The following is a 19,494-nucleotide window of genomic DNA, read 5'->3' as shown; positions in this document are numbered from 1 at the left end:
ACAAGGAGAAAATCATGATTGTTCTATATAGTCTATTGTTTTTGTTTTATTTTTTAAGTTTAATAGTTGATTCTTTATGGGTTACGACAGGAATGGGAATGCTATCCATTCTTGCGTGGCTTTTTTCTATTAAAGGATCTTCTCTATTATTCAGGGTTATTAGTATTCTTTTTGTAGGGATTGGTATTCTAGTATTTTTCCTTGAAGGTAGGGAAATTACAGAGTTACCATTGTATGCTACATCCATGGTTCCCTTATTAGCTATCTTTTATGTTCTGCCTTTTATCAACTCGATAATTATCGTGGGACGATACGATCAGCAAGTTAGTAAACTTTTAAAAGTCCGTATTCAAAATATGGGGCAGTTATTTGGTCGAACATCAATGGTTACCTTTTTATTGGGAGGTTTTCTTAACCTTGCAACCCTTCCACTCGTTAAGGCAGTTATCCAGAAAAATATTTCTCATATGGCAGAAAATCTTCGAAATAAATTTATTTCACGTGCAATGCTAAGGGGATATGTTTTTAGTATTATCATTTCGCCCATGGAGTTGTTAGTTATTTTAACTGTCGAATCGACTCATCTTCCATACTTAACGGTCATACCATGGTTATTACTTTTTACATTTATTTTAATTCTATTAAATTGGTTGATAGGCTATTTGTCCTTTAAAAAATATGAACTTACAGAAGAAGGTCAGGAGATTGAGGGTGAGGCCGCAAAAAGACAAATGAAACGAAAGGTCATATCACTTGTCTTCTACCTTGCCTTGTTTATGGTTGCGATATTGAGTGTGAATCGCATTTTGGATATGGGGTTTCTACAAACGATTGCAATTGTAATTGTCCCCTTCTCATTTTTTTGGGCCATTTCGATTAAACGCTTGAAGTCATATATAACATTTGCTATTCCGTTATGGAAAAGGCGCACGATTAGTTTAAAAGATAATTTGGTCCTCTTTTTAGGGGTTGGTTTTTTCACAGGAAATTTAGGTGATTCGGGCTTTATCGATTATTTACAGGAGCCTTTTACACATTTAAGCCAGTATCCAGTATTCTTGTTTCTGTTCATACAAGTGTTATTTCTTGGGCTTGCTTTAACTGGGTTTCATCCGCTAGTGACATTGACTATTCTTATTGCAATTGTTGATCCTGTTTTGGAGATGGTTAATCCGTTAAGTTTGAGTTTAGTCATGATTACTTCTGCGCTTTCGACTACGATTGCCGGTCCTTTTAATGTGTCTGTTTCGATTACGGGTGATTTATTGCATGTCAATTCATATAAGGTATCTCTTTGGAATTTAGGATTTGCCTTTCTGTTTAGTGGTGTCGGTACAATCATGGCGTTATGTTTGTTATAAACAAAGGCTGTTTTCGCAAACTTTGTTGTTTTTACCAATGATTTCCGCTTCAGGTGGACGCTTTCCGCGGGCGTGGATTGAGCCTCCTCAACGAAATGTGGAGGCGGCTTGCACAGAAACGAGAAAATTGGCCGTCAACAACGCCACGTCCTGTGGCATTGTCGGCACTAGCACATCCTGTGCGTCGGAGACTCCGACAAAGAGGCGTATTTTGCCTCTGAAGGAGGAGTTGAAATTTCTCGAGTTTCTATCCGCTGCAACTGGACAGGTCGCTGCCTCTCCTGCGGGGTCTCAAGTCTCACGCTTTTCCCGCTGGACATTGAATTTGCTTCTTTGAAATAACCCACGCACGAAGAAAATGTGAATACATTTTCGAGGAGTCGCCACCTTACGCTCCAATCTACTAGGTTTACACATTATATCTAAAAACAACAAACATATAGAAAAGAGCCTAAACAAACAACCCTACCTTTGGTTAGAATCAACCTGAGGTAGGGCTGTTTGTTGATTATTCTACCGCTTCAATTCTATCAATCCATTCTTTGTATGCTCCACCATGCTTATCATAGACAGGCTGTACCGCTTCACGCCAAGGTGCAGTATCTGTAATTTCAGTAACCTCATTTCCTGCTGCTTCAACCTTTTCTCTCGCTTTTTCAACCAAAGCAGCCCAAGAATCGATTTGAACCTTTTGAGATTCCATCGCAGCTTCTTTCAATGCTTTTTGGTCTTCTGCGCTTAACTCACCCCATACTTTCTTTGAAATCATAAGAATCTCTGGTACACGGGAATGTCCATCCAATGTAAAGTATTTTGCAACTTCATAGTGATTTACTGAGTAGTAGCTTGGATAGTTATTCTCCGCACCATCAATAACGCCTGTTTGAAGAGCTGAATATACTTCTTCATAAGCCATTGGTGTTGCTGATGCACCTAATGCTTCAACCATATCTACTACAAGGGCTGATTGTTGAACACGAATCTTGAGTCCTTTTAAATCTTCTGGCTTTTCGACTGGATGTTTAGAGTTATAAAAATTACGGCTACCAGAATCGTAGAATACTAGTCCTCTCATATTTGCTTCTTCCATCCCAACTAGAAGCTCCTCACCAATTTCTCCATTAAGGACATTCCACATATGATCAGCACCCCTAAATAAATAAGGCATAGATAGAACACCTAAATCTTTAGAGAACTCAGCAAGTGGACTTGCATTTACACGTGCAAAATCAATTGTTCCTAATTGAACCTGCTCAATTACGCTTTTTTCATCACCCAGCTGTCCACCTGAATATACTTCAACTTTAATTCTGCCACCTGTTTTTTCTTCTACTAGTTTCGCAAACTCCTTATCTCCAACGACTGTTGGGTAATCATCTGGTTGATTGTCTGCTAAACGAAACACAATCGGATCTTTCTCTTTTTCATCGCTGCCATTGTTCCCCGGAGCACTAGTCTGCTCCTTATCTGTTCCTCCGCCACTACAAGCAGCTAATACTCCTGCAAGTACGAAGGAAATGGACAGAAATGCTAACCATTTTTTCCTCATCGAAATGTTCCCCCTCTATTAATTATTTTCTCGGCCCACAGTTGTTGACAACGCTTACATTTTGTAGACCTTCAAACAACTTCATCTTATGATAAAGCCAACTGGTTTTCAAGTATTTTATTGAATATTCAAAATTATAAAATTAAAATATAAAGTGCCTCAGAAAATGAGACACTTTGATCATACGATATGGGTCACAAAGACGTAGCCACAGGAAGAGGCATTCTTAGTCTTTAATCTATAAAAGATTATAGTTTTACAGGTCTTCCTTCTCTTGCTGATTGGTAAATAGCCATTATCAATTCAAGTGATCTTTTGGCCTCTTCGCCGGTTACTAATGGTTTACGATTTTCTAATATCGCTTGTACAATATCTGTGTATTGTTTAACAAAAGATTTGTTTGTTTTTACAATATTGGATGACACGTCATTTTCTATATTGTTTTGTTTGTTCTCGTATTCCAAACCACTCTTGAATTTCCACTCTTTAACATGGTCATTCTCAATGATAACACTTCCGTCTGTGCCGAAAATATCAAGTGTTGTTGAAAAACCAGGATAGGCAGTCGTATTCCCTTCAATTAGCCCAAGTGCACCTGATTTAAATTTAACCGTTGCTACACCGATGTCTTCAACTTCAATGCGCTCATGAGCACGTGTAGCTGTATAGGCATAAACCTCATCAACTGGACCCATTATGTAAAGAAGGAGGTCAATATAATGGATTGACTGATTGATTAATGCGCCACCACCATCTAATTCCCACGTCCCACGCCATGCACCACTATCATAGTATTCCTGTGAACGATAGATGGTTGTACGAGCAGCTCCAAAATTTAATTGACCAAACTCGCCTTCGTTTAAGACTTTTTTAACATCTAAAACGGCTTCATCAAAACGATGTTGAAAAATACAACTTAGTGTAACATTTGCTTCTTTACATGCTTCAATGAGTTGATTCGTTTTTTCTATTGTAGTATCAATTGGTTTTTCTACAACGACATGCTTTCCTGCTTTTGCAGCATCAATTCCTAATTGAGCATGAGTACCACTCGGTGTAACGATGACAACCATATCAATTCCTGCATTTGTTAAGAATTCCTGGTAGTCTGTGTAGGCCTTTAAATTGTATGTATCTGCTAGTTTTTGAACCGTTTCTTTATTGCGCGAGTATATGGCAACAAGTTCAGCACTGTTTACTTCTTGAATGCTTTTAATATGTGTATTGGCTATGCTACCGGATCCGACTACTCCAATTTTTATGGTATTTGACATGTAAATTCCCCCATCTCCGTAAACGTTATCATCTTTATTATAAAAGTACTTTTTCTTTTTTACCAATTTAAAAAAGGACGAACTGGTGCTGTTCGTCCGATTATCGTTTCGTTTTCTTGTTTGAAATTGGTTTTCTTTTTTGGGGAGCAGAGGTTTTCTTTTCTTGCGCGTCTACAATTTCTCCCTTGTAAAAGTCCTTCTTGGTGAATGAAATTCCTAGCTCGTGTCCCATTTTTTTCAAGAAGCTTTCTTCACGAGCATTTACGATCGAAATGACAACACCCTTTTTCCCCATTCGTCCGGTACGTCCCGAACGGTGGACATATTGACTGTTTGTTTTCGGAAAGTCAAAATGAATGACATAGGTGACATCTTGAATATCAAGCCCTCTTGCCGCAACGTCTGTTGTTAATAATAGAGGAATTTTTCCTGCCCGGAAGTTTTTCAACGATTGCTGTCGTTCTTGTTTTTTTGCTTCTCCGGCAAGAACGGCGACATCAATATGGTTATACGTTAACTTCGCTTCAATTTCCTCTACTTTATCAAGACTTTTTATAAAAGCAATGGCCTTGTCTGGCTCTGTGTACATAATTTTTCGTAACACATCTATTTTATCCCGCTGCTCACAAAGAAAATAAATGTGGGTGGTGTTTTCCTGATTAATTGTTTGCTGAACTCGAATGATTTCAGCATTGTTCATCAAGGACTTCGCAGTTTTTTCCGTTTGCTCGGAAATAGTTGCTGAGAAAAAGAGAATTTGTCGATCCCGTAAAGTTGATTTGATAATACTTTGGATATTAGAAAGATGTTCATTTGAAACGAGTTGGTCTGCTTCATCGACAATTACCGTCGTAACCTCATGCATTTTCATTTTTTTCATTTTGATGAGTTCCATAATACGGCCTGTCGTTCCTATCACTATCTGCGGGCGTTCCTTTATTTTCTCAACCTGCTTTTTAATGTTTGCACCGCCAATGAAAGACGCGCTTACGATATTTGTGCCTTGCGTCCACTTTTTTACTTCATCCGATATCTGCATGACAAGCTCCCGTGATGGAGCAAGTACGACAATTTGGATTCCGTTCTTTGTTTCGTCGAGCTTTTGTATCGCTGGAAGCAAGTATGAAAGTGTTTTTCCGGTTCCGGTCGGGGATTCGCATATCACATCTTTCCCCTCTACTATTGCAGGGATGGCTTTTTCTTGTATGGCTGTTGGTGTTTCAAAACCTGACTTATCCCAGTTTTTCTGTATAACAGGTTTCATTTCTTCTAATTGAGACCATTTTGACATTTTTATGTACCTTCCTTATCAAGTTCACTTTATTTGACTATTGTTTATTCTAACTATCTTTTGGGTAAAGTGCAAAAACAACTTGGTTAGGAAAATTGTGTTTGGGTGGATTAGTTCTTTGAGGACTATCTTTTAAAGGATTTCCATATTTACCAATGTTATGTTTGGGGAGATTGGCATGGCTTTCGCCCCAAACATAACATTGTTCTATCAAATCTTTATGACTTCTTTTATTTTTGCAGATGGGTCTTGTGTGAATGTTCCTGTGTATTCAACAACGTCAATTTCGCAGTCGGGGCCGATGTTGATATTTTTCCCTCTAACCATTTTTGCCTTTGTATATTCAATTTCAATTTCATCTGCCTCGATTATTTCTGTATTCAAGGATACTGGGTAAACCGATTTAAACAGATTATTTAGGAAGCGAAAAATGCCTTTCTTAACCTTGATGCTTTGACCACCAATTTCTTTTGCGCTGCATTCACCAGCAATCGAGATGTCGATTACATCTGCATTTAATAATCCTCCGATTTTGAAACCACCTTCTCCCTTGAATTCTTCAGCCTCACAATCCTCTCCTATTGTTGCATTTCCTCTAATTTTTATTTCTTCCCCTTTTAAGCTGCCACCGATTCTACCTTTGCCGGATATTGCAATTTTATTCACTTTTACATTACCACGTATGCCACCAGTACCATCTATTGTAAAACGATCAAAGTCAATGGATCCTTCAATGTCTCCACTTCCATTGATTTTCCCGTGTTCCCCTTTAACGTTCCCAACCACTCTGCCAGTACCATTTATCGAAAAATCATAACAATCCACATCACCATGTACAGTACCTTTTCCGTTAATTAATACTTTTTTAAAAGTGCCACCGCCAGATGAACCCATACCGTTAATCACTAAATTCCCTTTATTTTCAATGTTTACCATACTTTAACCTCCGTCTATAGTAATTTTGTTCGTAGTTCTTCGATTTCATCTGCATATGCCAGATTCACAATTAGCTTCGTTCCTTGTTCAATAACCAAATTTGTAGTACTTGGTACAATTAAACATGTTGAAACACCGAGTTTACGAGCGATAATTAATTCACCATAGCTTTGCTTTTCTTTTGCAAAGTAATCGTTTGAAACTTGGATCACCATTTTTGCTTCATCAAGACTAATGTCACCAGATTGCAGAAGCTTTTCAACGATGTAAACGACTAATATTCCTTCAAAATGAAACTGTTCAGGACTTTCCTTACTGTGTTCTAGGTATAGATTAATTGTTGTTTCAGAAGCGAGACCTCTATTGACCAATTCCTTTTTACTGAGGTTTAATTCGCCAACACTTGGGGAGAACATTTCTGCTAATTCATCGAGAGATAGGTTTTCCTTCATTTTTTGAATCTTATCAATACGCTCAAGGATCCTTTCTTTCGGAAAAAAGGTTTCTTGTCCTGTAAAGGTTGATTTTCGGATAAACCAGTCTTCAGGTATTAAATCTTTCCGCTTCCATCTATAGAGCTGCCCATAAGAAATGCCCGTTACTTCAAGTAATTCCTTCTTCGATAATAATTCTTCACTCATTTCTAAACGGCTCCTTTCTACAAAAACAGTGTAACATAACACTGTTACGTTAATCAAGAAAAAATTCAAAAAAATCCCATTTGGGACGAGGGACCTGTCCCCCTGACCCAGCACCACAAAAAAAGCTGAATCGCGTGATTGCGATTCAGCTTAGGTTTGTTTTTTATCGTGCTAGCCAGCCACCGTCAACTGCTAGTGTGTGGCCGTTTACGTAATTAGATGCATTGCTTGCTAGGAAGACGACTGTTCCCATTAGGTCAGCAGGAGTTGCCCAGCGTGCTGCAGGAATACGTGATAAGATTTCTGCATTCCGTTTCTCATCTGCACGGATTTGTGTCGTGTTGTTAGTTGCTACATATCCAGGTGCAATGGCATTTGTTTGAATTCCGTATTCAGCAAGTTCATTTGCAAATGACTTTGTAAGTCCATGAACAGCGTGTTTACTTGCTGTATAAGGAGGAACAAATTTTCCACCTTGGTATGAAAGCATTGAAGCGACGTTAATGATTTTTCCGCTCTTTTGCTCTACCATTACTTTTGCAGCTTCTTGACTCAAGAAGTATAGAGAGTTTAAGTTCAGATCAATAACAGCATCCCAGTCCTCTTCTTTATATTCAAGGATTGGAGAACGACGAATTGTACCAGCATTGTTTACTAAAATATCAACTTTTCCAAATGCTTTTACACATTCCGCAACTACTGCTTTTGCATTTTCACGTTTGGATAAATCCGTTTGGAAAAATTCGACACGACGACCTTCTTTTTCAATTAATTCTCTCGTTTCGTCCCAGCTAGTGCCATGTGTAGTAATGAACAGGTCTGCTCCAGCTTTTGCTAATGCAACTGCAAAGCCTTGACCTAGTCCAGTAGCACCACCAGTTACGATTGCAACCTTTCCTGTCAATGAGAAAAAGTCTAGTGAGAAATCAGACAATTGTGTTGTCATTTTAAAAGTCCTCCAATTCCTTATCGTAAGTCTTCCATTGCTACAACATCCATGTCAGTGTACGTGATGTTTTCTCCACACATACCCCAGATGAATGTATAGTTGCTTGTTGCAGTTCCAGTATGAATAGACCAGCTTGGTGAAATTGCACACTGTTCGTTTTTCATTACAAGATGTCTTGTTTCATTTGGTTGACCCATGAAGTGGAATACACGAGTTTCCGGTTCCATATCAAAGTATAGGTAAACTTCCATTCTACGCTCATGTGTATGACATGGCATTGTGTTCCAAACGCTTCCTGGAGCAAGCATGGTTAGACCCATTTGAAGTTGGTTACTTTCACATACATTTGGATGTACATATTGATAGATTTTACGTTCGTTCAGTGTTCCAGGCTCGCCTGTTTCGAATGGTTTAATTTCATTAATATCGATTTTTACAGTTGGATACTTGTGGTGTGCTGGTGCTGAATTGATATAAAACTTCGCTGGATTGTTAGGATCCTTAGAAGTGAATAACACTTCCTTCGTTCCTTTGCCTACGTATAATCCATCTTGACGAACCATGTTGTATTCTTCACCATCAAGAATAACCATTCCCTCGCCACCGATGTTAATAATTCCTAGTTCACGGCGCTCTAAGAAATACTCTACTCCAAGCTCTTTATTAAGCGTTATTGTTAATTCTTTGTCAGTAGGAGTAACTCCACCAAAGATCATTCGGTCATTATGTGTATATGTTAACTTTACTTGTCCAGGCTCGAAAATGGTTTCCACCAAAAATTGTTTTCTTAACTCATCTGTATTAAATCTTTTGATTTCCTCCGGATGATTTGCATAACGTGTTTCCATTTTTGTTTCCATTTCATATTCCTCCTAAAAGTAATATTTATATATTTGAATATCTTATCGGACAATTTTTCCTGACGCATTTTCAGCAAATGCTGTGATATCCTCTTCCGAAAAGACATTACAATCTCCATGTACAGTGTGCTTCAGTGCTGAAGCTGCAGTTCCAAAATTGACAATTTGCTGTGGGTCATTTCCTTCTAGAATTCCAAATATTACACCCGAAGCAAAGGCATCTCCGCCTCCAACTCGGTCTACAATTTGGTCGATGTTATGCACCCTTGATTGGTACAACTCCCCGTTATTAAAGAAATTCCCTTGTAATGTATTATGTGAAGCAGAAAGTACTTCTCTAAAAGTAGAAAATAAGTATTTTATATTTGGATACTTTTCAGTTATCTTTTTATAATAAAATGATAGTTTTTCAGAATGATCCAAACTTGGGTCTGCTTCTTCAATGCCTAATAAGTTAAGCGCATCCAATTCTCCACAAGAACATATATCTACATATGGTAAAAATGGTTGGATTCCACGTGAAGCTTCCTCAAGACTCCATAACTTCGCACGGTAATTAAAATCAAAGCTTGTTGTGACTCCTAATTCTTTTGCAGTTTTTAATCCCCGTAAAGTTAGTTCCTGTAAGTCTGGCGAAAGGGCTGGTGTGATACCAGATACATGGAAAAGGTCTGCATCTTTTAAAATTTCTTCAAAATTTATTTCATCCGTTGAAAGCTGTGCAAAGCTAGAAGCTTTTCGGTCATACGTGACTTGTGCACTTCGTTCGCCTACTCCAGTTTCCAAGTAATATGTACCTAGGCGTTCTCCACCTTTTAAAAGGTAATCGGTATGAACACCAAATGAATGTAAATGTCGCTCATATGCTTGACCAAGTGGATTGTTTGGTACTTTACCAACAAAATAGACATCATAGCCAAAACGTGAAAGGGACGCACTTACATTTGCTTCCGCCCCACCATAATGCATTGTCAACTGATCGGCTTGGAAAAGACGTTCACCTAAGTTAGTTGATAAGCGAAGCAAGGGTTCACCAAATGTAACAATCTTCTTTTTCATAGTTTATTCCCCTCTTGCTTCTCTAACTTTCGCAACATACTGCGCTGCGTATTCTGTTATTTTTGCGTAATCACCTGTTTTTGCAGGGGCAACCAAATTCCCACCTACACCGACAGCCACACATCCATTTTTAATCCATTGATCAATGTTATCTAGGCTAACGCCACCTGTAGGCATGATATTCACCTGTGGTAATGGAGCCTTAACCGCTTTCACAAAATCCGGACCAAAAGCATTTCCTGGAAAGAGTTTAATAATGTCAGCACCGGATTCAAGTGCACGCTTCATTTCAGTAATGGTCATACAACCTGGCATATACGGAATTTGATACAAGTTACATAGTTTAGCAGTTTCTTCATCGAAACTTGGGCTTACAACGAATTCTGCTCCTGCTAAGATTGCAATTCGTGCAGTTGTTGCATCAAGTACTGTTCCAGCACCAATCACAACTTCACTATTTTTGTAGATGGAAGCTAGTTCTTTAATAACCTCATCAGCACCGTCAACTGTGAATGTCACCTCGATTCCGATGATCCCACCCTCTACACAGCTTTTTGAGATTTTAACCGCTTCTTCTTTTGTGTCTGCTCGTACAACTGCGACCACGCCGCAATCTGCGATTTTTGAGAGTACATTTATTTTTTTCATAGTTGCCTCCAAAATCTCTTAGACTATTTCCTATTTGGAAATTTGTTTTATTATATGGAAACTTACAAAGCAATTATATATAATAGTGAAAGGGATTTCAACCAATAGATTGAATGTTTTTAGAAATTTAACAATAATTGAGATTCAAAAAGGAGGATGAAGAGGATCACGTCGACTAAGACACCACTTCCTGTGGCATTGTCGACACTAGCACGTCCTGTGCGTCGAAATTTCGAGGTGGCGAGCCCGAGTACTGGAGCAGGGAATCTGTTTGAGTTCCCCCCCTTTCAGCATTGCGCTGATGTATTGACTTCGTGTATAAACTAAGAGACAAGAACCGCATAACATAGTTGTTCATGATGTTGACCCGGAGCAATGATTGCAGAAATTCGATTCCTCATATTCACCGCAATTTTTGAACAATCTTTAAAAAGTGAGTGATTACCTTGACAGCTGAAAAGAAGCAACCATATGGTACCGTGTTGTTAAAAGCCGATAATATACTTAAATACCTGTCTTCTGTCGATAAACCACAAAGTCTCCAACAAATAGCAAAAGAAACTGAATTAACAAGTTCGACCGCCTTAAAAATCTTAGATACACTCCAATTAATTGGATATGTACAAAAGGACGAAGAAACGAAAAAATTCCGTCTTGGGATGGCCATCATCAAATACGCCAACAGGGCATTAAATTCAAATGAAATCAAAGATATCGCCCAACCTTATTTAGAAAAACTTAGAAACCAAACAACCGAGACTGTGCACCTCGGTATCCTTGACCGTTCTAGCATCGTCTATATTACAAAACTAGAGAGTTTCAACCCGGTCTCTTTATACTCACGTGTCGGTAAAGCAATCCCACTCTATTGTTCGGCAATGGGAAAATCAATCTTAGCGGACCAACCCGACCATCTAATAGAACATTATTTAAACAACCATACCTTAGAAAAGAAAACCCAAAATACGATTACATCGAAAGAAGACTTTATGAAGGAAATCAATGAAATTCGTAAAAGAGGATACTCCTTTGATAATGAAGAACATGAGGCAGATATCTTTTGTGTCGGGGCAAGTATTACAGTTGATGGAAAAAACCATGGTGCCTTTAGCGTCAGTGTCCCAAAATACCGAATCACCGATGAATTTATCTCACAAATCATCCAAAACGTCCTTGCCTGCAAACAAGGCATCGAAAGTGAACTACTCTAGTGGGTCATGGGGACAGGTACCTTGTCCCACCAATTTTTTACAGGAATGAGGGACCTGTCCCTCCGTCCCAAAAAAACATTCAATAATAAAAACTGTCAAAAAACTTGTTGACCTTCTATCCCCTCTTCTGATAATATACCAATATATTAAAAATCGATGAAGAGAAAGAGTACGATTGGAATCCTGTTCCCCAGAGAGTCGACAGTTGCTGAAAGTCGATGTTCAGAGCCATCCGAAAATCATCTCTGAGATGCAAAGCTGAAACAAGTAAGCTTTGACGGGTAGTCCGCCGTTACGAAGGAACACGTATGATTGTACGTTAGTGAGTGTCGTAGTCTATTTACTTTAAGATTGCGGAATCAGGGTGGTATCGCGAGTTAACCTCGTCCCTATTTTTAGGGGCGAGGTTTTTTGTTTTTTCTGGGACAGGGGACCTGTCCCTCTGTCCCTATTTTAGAATAATTTTCAAGGAGATGTTTTTGGTGAAGAGGTTGGATATTTTGTTTGTTGGGTTTATGTTATTTTCGATGTTTTTTGGTGCTGGTAATCTGATTTTCCCACCTTTTTTAGGTGCTGGTGCAGGTACTAATTTTTGGATGGGTATGCTTGGCTTTATTGTAACGGGAGTAGGTTTACCAGTTCTAGTTATCTTTGCAGTTTCACTAGTAAAAGGTGGCGCGCAGGCAATGGGTGATCGTGTACATCCTGTTTTTAGCACAGCCTTCATGGTTGCAGTCTACCTTTGTATTGGACCTTTTCTTGCAATTCCAAGAAATGCTAACGTTGCGTTTGAAATGGGTATCTCACCATTTTTACCTGAAACAACAAATACAGCCCTAATCTTATTGCTTTTCTCGTTTCTTTTCTTTGGTCTTGTGTATTTTATCAGCTTAAATCCTAGTAAAATGGAGAAATATATGGGGCGCCTAATTGCTCCAACCTTATTAATTGCAATTATAACTTTAATTATTGTTGGATTATTTAAAATCGAAACACCTTTCCTAAGTCCTACAGAAGGTTACCAAACTGGAGCATTCTTTACTGGTTTCCTAGAAGGATATAATACGATGGACGCTCTTGCTTCATTAGCATTCGGAATTGTTATCTTAAACTCGATTCAAAAAAAGGGCATTGAAAATCGGTCGCAGCTAACAAAATATACATTTAAAGCTGGGGTCATTGCAGGTATCCTCCTTTCTGCAATTTATGTTGGAATTGGATTAATTGGTGCAAAAATGGCTAGCCAAGGAACATTCGATGATGGTACAGATATCTTATCTACTGCAGCGACTCTTTTATTTGGACAAAGTGGAACTGTACTGCTCGGCTTAATTTTCACATTAGCTTGTTTCACAACCGTTGTTGGATTAACAACTGCATGTGGCCAGTATTTTTCAAATTTACTTCCAAAGGCAAGCTATAAATCTGTTGTACTACTTGTAACATTAGTTGGTTTTACTCTATCAAATTTAGGATTAGCACAGATTTTAAAAGTCTCTGTTCCGTTCCTAGTAATGACTTACCCACTATTAATTGTGTTAGTCGTATTAACCTTCTTTAGTCGTTATTTTAAAAATACGAAAGCCGTATATGGCACCGCGATGTTATTTACAGGCGTGTTCGCACTCATCAGTGGATTAAATGCATTCGGTCTTGACCTTGGACCAATTCAAGATTTAAAAAATAGGCTGCCATTAGCATCTGTTGGCTTAGAATGGATCGTTCCGGCCCTCGTAGGAACAGCATTAGGACTCTTGTTGAGCCAATTCAGTAAAAATGCAGAATTTGTCGAAGATGCAAAAATAAAAACATTTTAATGATTGATTTTAAAAGGGTACTTATGGTACTCTTTTAAAAGTTCTAATTTGTTTGTTTTCTAAACAAATCAATTATCGTTTATTCCATTTTTAGGATAAGTTTTATAATCAAACACAAAATAACAAAAATGGAACCGCTTATTATTATCTTAGGAGGTAGCAGCATGAGAATGATAGCCCAATTTCTATTTGTTTTCGTAACCGCTTTATTACTTGTGGGGTGTAACAATGATGCTGGTGTTAAAGAAATAAAGCTTGCCCACAACCAAACTTTAGATCACCCCGTTCATCTATCACTTGTCGAATTTGGCAGATTAGTTGAAGAAAAATCAAATAATAAAATCCAGGTGGAAATCTATCCAAATGGGCAACTAGGAAGTGAACGTGAAGTACTTGAACTAACGCAATCAGGTGCTGTAGATGTCGCAAAAGTGAGTGCAAGCGCCTTAGAAGGATTTGAATCCGATTACTCCATCTTCAGTTTGCCATATGTCTTTGAGGATTACGAAGAGTTCGAGAAAAAAATGAATGATAAAACGATTACCGATCAGCTTTATTACAAAACTGAGGATATTGGTATTATTGCATTAACCTACTACAACGCAGGTTCTCGTAACTTATATACGAAGGATCGTGAAGTACACACTGTAGAGGATGTAGCAGGATTAAAAACAAGGGTTCAACCAAGTCAAACGAGTGTAAATATGATTGAGGCATTTGGTGGACTCCCTACTCCGATGGCGTATGGAGAAGTTTACACGGCTCTACAATCAGGAGTTATTGATGCTGCTGAGAATAATGAAACCGCTCTAGTGGGTAATAACCACGGTGAGGTTGCTAAATATTATATGTATACTGGCCACCAAATCGTACCAGATATGCTCATCATAAATGCAAAACGATTCAACAATTTAACAGACGATGAAAAAGCTATTATTCAGGAGGCAGCCAAGGAATCTACCCTTTATCACGAAACCGTTTGGGGAAAAACGATTAAAGAACAAACTGAAACCGCTAAAAACAAAATGGGCGTACATTTCATTGAGGTTGACAAAACCTCCTTTATAAATGCCGTTCAGCCACTCCACGAGGCTTATGCAAAAGATGAAAAAACAAAAGATATTTACCAATTAATAAAGGGGAATTCGTCTAATGAATAAGGTTAAACAAGTTCTCGACAAAGTATTGATTGTCTTCTCAAGTTTATTACTTGTTTCTATGGTTGTGATGTCAACCTGGCAAGTGCTATCACGGTATGTGTTTAACATCTCCTCTCCAGGAACAGAGGAATTAATTAGATATATGTTAATTTGGTTTGGACTCATGTCAGCTGCCTATGTATTCGGTGCAAAAAAGCATATTGGGATCCTTTTTATTAGAGAAAAGTTTAGCCCAAAGGTGCAGCTTCAAATTGAATTTATTACTGATGTTATTGTTCTTTTAACTGCTGCAATTTTAATGGTTTACGGTGGAATACGAATTGTAATGCTTACTTCTGCTCAAACGGCAGCAGCAACTGGTCTTTCTATGGGAGTTGTTTATTCTGCTATACTTGTTAGTGGGATTTGCATTATTATCTATCAAATTCACAGTTTGACGTCTTATAAGGAACGAAAAAGAGAGGTGATTCTATAATGGAAACTATTGCTGGAATCATCCTATTTGTCACCTTTTTCTTTCTCTTATTGTTTGGGGCACCGATTGCGATTGCAATCATCTTAAGCTCTGTTTTTACCTTTCTGTTCGTATTGCCGTTTGATGTAGCTATTTTAACATCCGCTCAAAGAATGGTAACGGGAATTGATAATTTTACAATGTTGGCGATTCCTTTATTTGTTCTATCAGGAATTATCATGAATAATGGTGGAATTGCTTTCCGATTAGTGAATTTTGCGAAGGTCTTGGTTGGAAAACTCCCAGGATCATTGGCACATACGAATGCTGTTGGGAATATGCTGTTTGGTTCAATATCTGGCTCAAGTGTTGCCTCTGCTGCAGCGATGGGACGGATCATGACTCCTATGCAAACGAACCAAGGTTATAAACTAACGTATTCAGCAGCAGTTAATATTGCTTCTGCACCTACAGGACTAATCATACCGCCAAGCTCAGTACTGATTGTGTACTCATTGGTGAGTGGAGGTACTTCTGTTGCTGCATTATTTATGGCCGGATATATACCGGGAATCTTATGGGGCTTAGCGGTAATGGTTGTTGCCTATTTTATGGCGAAAAAAGAAAACTACCCTGTTTCGAAATTACCTAGTGCAAAAGATACTTTCTATATTATCGTTAGTGCAATCCCAAGTTTATTGTTAATTGTTATTGTTATTGGAGGAATTGTTGCTGGTATTTTCACAGCTACTGAAGGTGCAGCTGTCGCAGTTATATATTCAGTCATTCTTTCGATTATTTATAAAAACTTTAAGCTGAAGGATTTGCCAGCCATTTTTATCGAAACGATCGAAATTACTGGAATGATCCTCTTCTTGATTACGGCTTCTGCTCTATTTTCACTTGTAATGTCGTATATGAAATTACCGGAGGCAATAAGTAGTGCCCTTTTATCGATCACCGATAATCAATACGGGATTATTCTCATTATCATTTTTATCTTATTACTAGTTGGTACCTTTATGGATATCACACCGGCTGTACTAATTTTCACTCCAATCTTTTTACCTGTCGCGCAAAGCTTTGGTATGGATCCGATTCATTTCGGAATGCTGATCTGCTTCGGATTATGTATTGGAAATATGACACCGCCTGTGGGAAGTGCTCTATTTGTTGGATGTAGTGTCGCGAAAGTTAAAATTGAAGAAGTGGTACCAACGTTATTGCCTTATTTCGGGGTTGTTATTCTAGTGCTATTACTCGTAGCATTTGTCCCTCAAATCTCGTTGTTCTTACCACAATTATTTGGATTGTAAATTAAAAAGTGTAAAGCTCGAATGCTTGTATCTCGAGCCGTTTGAGCCTAGGGCTAGACAAAATAAAAAGGATAGATACCACATTTGGTATCTATCCTTTTCATATATTAGTCAGTCTTGATATCTAATAGTTTTTGGCGAAGTTCAGTTTCCATCGAAGCTAACTCAAGCTCGGCTTGACGACGTTTGTTTCGACCTTCCTCTTGAATACGTAATGTTTCTTCTAATGTAGAAATGAGGTTTTCCTTCGTTTTCTTCAATGTTTCTACATCGACTAAACCACGCTCATTTTCTCTTGCTGTTTCTAAAGTATTGCTTTTTAGCATTTCTGCATTCTTCAATAAAAGTTCATTCGTCGTTTTGGAAACTTGTTTTTGTGCTTCTACCGCATGACGCTGTCTAATTAAAGTTAGCGCAATGGCGACTTGGTTTTTCCATAATGGAATTGCCGTCATGATGGAAGATTGAATTTTTTCCACAAGCGCTTGGTTTGTGTTTTGGATCAAACGGATTTGTGGTGCGCTTTGAATCGTAATTTCCCTACTTAACTTCAGGTCATGTACACGTTTTTCAAGGCGGTCTGCAAATTGAACCATGTCATTTACTTCTTGCACCTTCATTTGGTCATTAGAGGCTTCTGCTTGTTTCTTTAAATCTGGGATAATCTTTTGATGCATTTCCTCAAGCTTTAATTCGCCAGCTGCAATGTAGACATTTAACGCATCAAAATAGTCCTTATTGTTGTCATAAAGCTTTTCAAGGATTGCAATGTCTGATAAAAGGACATTTTTACTTCTTTCAAGCTTCACACTAATTCTGTCAATTTGTGCTCCTGTTTTTTGGTATTTTGATAATACCTCTTGAACGGAATTTGAAATCTTACCAAACATCCGTGCAATTACAGAACGTTTTTCAGGATTTAACTCCTCAGGCTTCATCTCATCAAGACGATGCATGAGGTCTGAGATGATTTTTCCAACTTCACCCACATCATTTTTTTGAACATGCTCAAGCATTGTATTTGAAAATGAAAGGAGCTTGTTTTGTGCAGGTGTTCCGTATGAAATCATCGTTTGATGATTGGTTGGGTCAATTTGTTTCGCTAACTGAAGTGCTTTTTCCTTATTTTCTTCGGGTAACACATCCACTAGACGTACAGGTTTTTTCTCTTCTTCTTGTGTTAAGATAATTGGATTTTCCTGTTCTTCTTTCTTCTCATCAAATGGATTTGCAAGTAATTCATCCATTAAATTCGCAGGTTCTTTGTACTTTGGAGAAAACTGTTCACTCATACTCATTTACCTCCTATTTTGATCAATGAAATGAGAATCATTTGCTTGTTTATTCGAATTTTTTGCTACATCAATTTCGAAATGCAAATCATCTATATCATTCGAGAGCATTTTGTGTAAATCCTTTTCAATCGTTTCCGTCAATTCTTCGAGTACTCTTCGTGTTTCATGCAGTGATCTCTCTAGCTCACTATTTTTCTTCGGTTGGGAAGAAAGAAACGCATACTTCTCTGTTAATTCCACAACTGAATCCAAATGTGAAAAATAAAAACGTTCCGCTAGATAGAAGCGTCTCGGTTCGCTCTTCGATAACCGGTAGATCTTCTTTGTAACACGATGCAAATCTACTCTTTGTTTCAATGACGGGATGTGACGAACGGTAAAAAGGGATTTATTTAGTCTAGCAAGTTTTTTCTTTGCTTCCTTTAAATTTCTCTCAATATATTGATATTCCTTCCTCGTTAACCGATGTTTTCGTAAAAAGGCTTGTTTCATTATGACAGACGTTCCAAAATAGGCAATCCCGCCACCTAATAATGCATACCCAGACGAAAGTAGGAAGGTTTGGTCAAACGCAAACATACTTACTAACCAGACAGTAGCCATTGTCGGCACTGAAATGAACGATTTAACAATAAAAGCAAGCAATTGATTCATACAATCGACTCCTAACATTCTGTCTTACTATTATATACGAACCAACTCAAACGTTGGTTTCAAAAATTTTCAAGGGAAAATCTGGTGTGAACTTATAGTTTTGCGAACTTTGTGGATGTAGGACTTTACAACGGTGCTGGCGCTCAGTTTTGGTCTTCATTAGGTCGATGAAGGACTTTACAACGATGCTTGCGCTTAGTTTTGGTCTTCATTAGGTTGATGAAGGACTTTACAACGGTGCTTGCGCTTAGTCCGGGTCTACATTAGGTTGATGAAGAACCTTACAACGGTGCTGGCGCTCTGTTCGGGTCTTCATCACCTCGTTGAAGAGGATTCACGCGCAATTCATCCAGCCTTTTCCTCTTCATACACTCCATGATGAGGATTCACGCGCAATTCATCCAGCCTTTTCCTCTTCATACACTCCATGATGAGGATTCACACGCAATTCATCCAGCCTTTTCCTCTTCATACACTCCATGAAGAGGATTCACATTCAATTCATCCAGCGTTTTCCTCTTCATCAACTCTATGAAGAGGATTTCCATGCAATTCATCCAGCCTTTTCCTCTTCATACACTCCATGAAGAGGATTCACACGCAATTCAACCAGCCTTTTCCTCTTCATACACTCCATGAAGAGGATTCACACGCAATTTATACAGCCTTTTCCTCTTCATCAACTCCATGAAGAGGATTCACACGCATTTCATCCAGCCTTTTCCCCTTCATCAACTCTATGAAGAGGATTTCCATGCAATTCATCCAGCCTTTTCCTCTTCACACACTCCATGAAGAGGATTCACGCGCAATTTATCCAGCGTTTTCCTCTTCATCAACTCCATGAAGAGGATTCACACGCATTTCATCCAGCCTTTTCCCCTTCATCACCTCGTTGAAGAGGATTCACACGCAATTCATCCTGCCTTTTCCTCTTCATACACTCCATGAAGAGGATTCACACGCATTTCATCCAGCCTTTTCCCCTTCATCACCTCGTTGAAGAGGATTCACACGCA

General features: G+C 38.4%; 17 protein-coding genes and 1 other annotated feature. Of the genes, 6 read left to right on the top strand and 11 right to left on the bottom strand.

The genetic code is table 11. The features are described 5' to 3' along the window. Positions 1-14: 14 nt before the first annotated feature. Positions 15-1,361: a hypothetical protein gene (locus ACR65M_RS16665; RefSeq protein WP_440273856.1), complete on the top strand. Its 1,347-nt coding sequence runs from the start codon at positions 15-17 to the stop codon at positions 1,359-1,361. Positions 1,362-1,869: 508 nt separating this feature from the next. On the opposite strand, the gene ACR65M_RS16660 is transcribed toward ACR65M_RS16665, so the two are convergent. The 9 genes from ACR65M_RS16660 to ACR65M_RS16620 form a co-directional block, all read right to left on the bottom strand. Beyond that, positions 1,870-2,910, bottom strand: a complete 1,041-nt coding sequence (locus tag ACR65M_RS16660) for a TRAP transporter substrate-binding protein (protein WP_341332708.1) — start codon at positions 2,908-2,910, stop codon at positions 1,870-1,872. A gap of 248 nt (positions 2,911-3,158) precedes the next feature. Continuing rightward, a complete protein-coding gene (locus tag ACR65M_RS16655) occupies positions 3,159-4,184 on the bottom strand; it encodes a Gfo/Idh/MocA family protein (RefSeq protein ID WP_341332709.1) in 1,026 nt (341 codons plus the stop codon). 100 nt (positions 4,185-4,284) lie between these two features. After that, positions 4,285-5,475 carry a DEAD/DEAH box helicase gene (locus tag ACR65M_RS16650; protein WP_341332710.1) on the bottom strand — a complete coding sequence of 397 codons (1,191 nt, stop codon included), beginning with the start codon at positions 5,473-5,475 and terminating at the stop codon, positions 4,285-4,287. A 210-nt stretch (positions 5,476-5,685) separates the two neighbouring features. Then, positions 5,686-6,411 (bottom strand): polymer-forming cytoskeletal protein, encoded by a 726-nt coding sequence (locus tag ACR65M_RS16645; protein ID WP_341332711.1) that lies wholly within the window; start codon positions 6,409-6,411, stop codon positions 5,686-5,688. Positions 6,412-6,425: 14 nt separating this feature from the next. Continuing rightward, positions 6,426-7,052 carry a DUF4004 family protein gene (locus ACR65M_RS16640; RefSeq protein WP_121448930.1) on the bottom strand — a complete coding sequence of 209 codons (627 nt, stop codon included), beginning with the start codon at positions 7,050-7,052 and terminating at the stop codon, positions 6,426-6,428. A 163-nt stretch (positions 7,053-7,215) separates the two neighbouring features. Next, a complete protein-coding gene (kduD, locus tag ACR65M_RS16635; protein ID WP_341332712.1) occupies positions 7,216-7,998 on the bottom strand; it encodes a 2-dehydro-3-deoxy-D-gluconate 5-dehydrogenase KduD in 783 nt (260 codons plus the stop codon). Positions 7,999-8,018: 20 nt separating this feature from the next. Then, positions 8,019-8,849: a 5-dehydro-4-deoxy-D-glucuronate isomerase gene (kduI, locus tag ACR65M_RS16630; RefSeq protein WP_121448943.1), complete on the bottom strand. Its 831-nt coding sequence runs from the start codon at positions 8,847-8,849 to the stop codon at positions 8,019-8,021. Between the two features lie 54 nt (positions 8,850-8,903). Further along, entirely contained in the window at positions 8,904-9,920 is a 1,017-nt protein-coding gene (locus ACR65M_RS16625; protein WP_341332713.1) for a PfkB family carbohydrate kinase, read from the bottom strand. Positions 9,921-9,923: 3 nt separating this feature from the next. Beyond that, positions 9,924-10,568, bottom strand: coding sequence for a bifunctional 4-hydroxy-2-oxoglutarate aldolase/2-dehydro-3-deoxy-phosphogluconate aldolase (locus ACR65M_RS16620; protein ID WP_341332714.1), 645 nt, complete (start codon positions 10,566-10,568; stop codon positions 9,924-9,926). 446 nt (positions 10,569-11,014) lie between these two features. Between ACR65M_RS16620 and ACR65M_RS16615 the strand changes: the two genes are divergently transcribed. The 5 genes from ACR65M_RS16615 (at position 11,015) to ACR65M_RS16595 (ending at position 16,526) form a co-directional block, all read left to right on the top strand. Then, positions 11,015-11,779 carry an IclR family transcriptional regulator gene (locus ACR65M_RS16615; protein WP_341332715.1) on the top strand — a complete coding sequence of 255 codons (765 nt, stop codon included), beginning with the start codon at positions 11,015-11,017 and terminating at the stop codon, positions 11,777-11,779. A gap of 147 nt (positions 11,780-11,926) precedes the next feature. Further along, positions 11,927-12,173 (top strand) — a binding site (T-box leader). 88 nt (positions 12,174-12,261) lie between these two features. Then, positions 12,262-13,596, top strand: coding sequence for a branched-chain amino acid transport system II carrier protein (brnQ, locus tag ACR65M_RS16610; protein ID WP_341332716.1), 1,335 nt, complete (start codon positions 12,262-12,264; stop codon positions 13,594-13,596). Positions 13,597-13,760: 164 nt separating this feature from the next. After that, positions 13,761-14,756: a TRAP transporter substrate-binding protein gene (locus tag ACR65M_RS16605; protein ID WP_341332717.1), complete on the top strand. Its 996-nt coding sequence runs from the start codon at positions 13,761-13,763 to the stop codon at positions 14,754-14,756. Beyond that, entirely contained in the window at positions 14,749-15,231 is a 483-nt protein-coding gene (locus ACR65M_RS16600) for a TRAP transporter small permease subunit (protein WP_121448937.1), read from the top strand. Before ACR65M_RS16605 ends, ACR65M_RS16600 begins: the two co-directional genes overlap by 8 nt. Beyond that, positions 15,231-16,526 (top strand): TRAP transporter large permease subunit, encoded by a 1,296-nt coding sequence (locus tag ACR65M_RS16595; RefSeq protein ID WP_121448938.1) that lies wholly within the window; start codon positions 15,231-15,233, stop codon positions 16,524-16,526. The genes ACR65M_RS16600 and ACR65M_RS16595 overlap by 1 nt, the downstream gene beginning before the upstream one ends. A gap of 107 nt (positions 16,527-16,633) precedes the next feature. Here ACR65M_RS16595 and ACR65M_RS16590 read toward each other — a convergent pair whose 3' ends face one another. Both ACR65M_RS16590 and ACR65M_RS16585 read right to left on the bottom strand, forming a co-directional pair. Then, on the bottom strand, positions 16,634-17,818 hold the full coding sequence (locus ACR65M_RS16590; protein ID WP_341332718.1) for a toxic anion resistance protein: 1,185 nt from the start codon (positions 17,816-17,818) through the stop codon (positions 16,634-16,636). A 6-nt stretch (positions 17,819-17,824) separates the two neighbouring features. After that, positions 17,825-18,475: a 5-bromo-4-chloroindolyl phosphate hydrolysis family protein gene (locus ACR65M_RS16585; RefSeq protein WP_341332719.1), complete on the bottom strand. Its 651-nt coding sequence runs from the start codon at positions 18,473-18,475 to the stop codon at positions 17,825-17,827. Positions 18,476-19,494 lie beyond the last annotated feature (1,019 nt).

The sequence above is a fragment of the Ferdinandcohnia sp. SAFN-114 genome (assembly GCF_059415045.1).
Note: the sequence above shows the minus strand (reverse complement) of the source record. Positions and strands in the feature narration are given on the sequence as shown.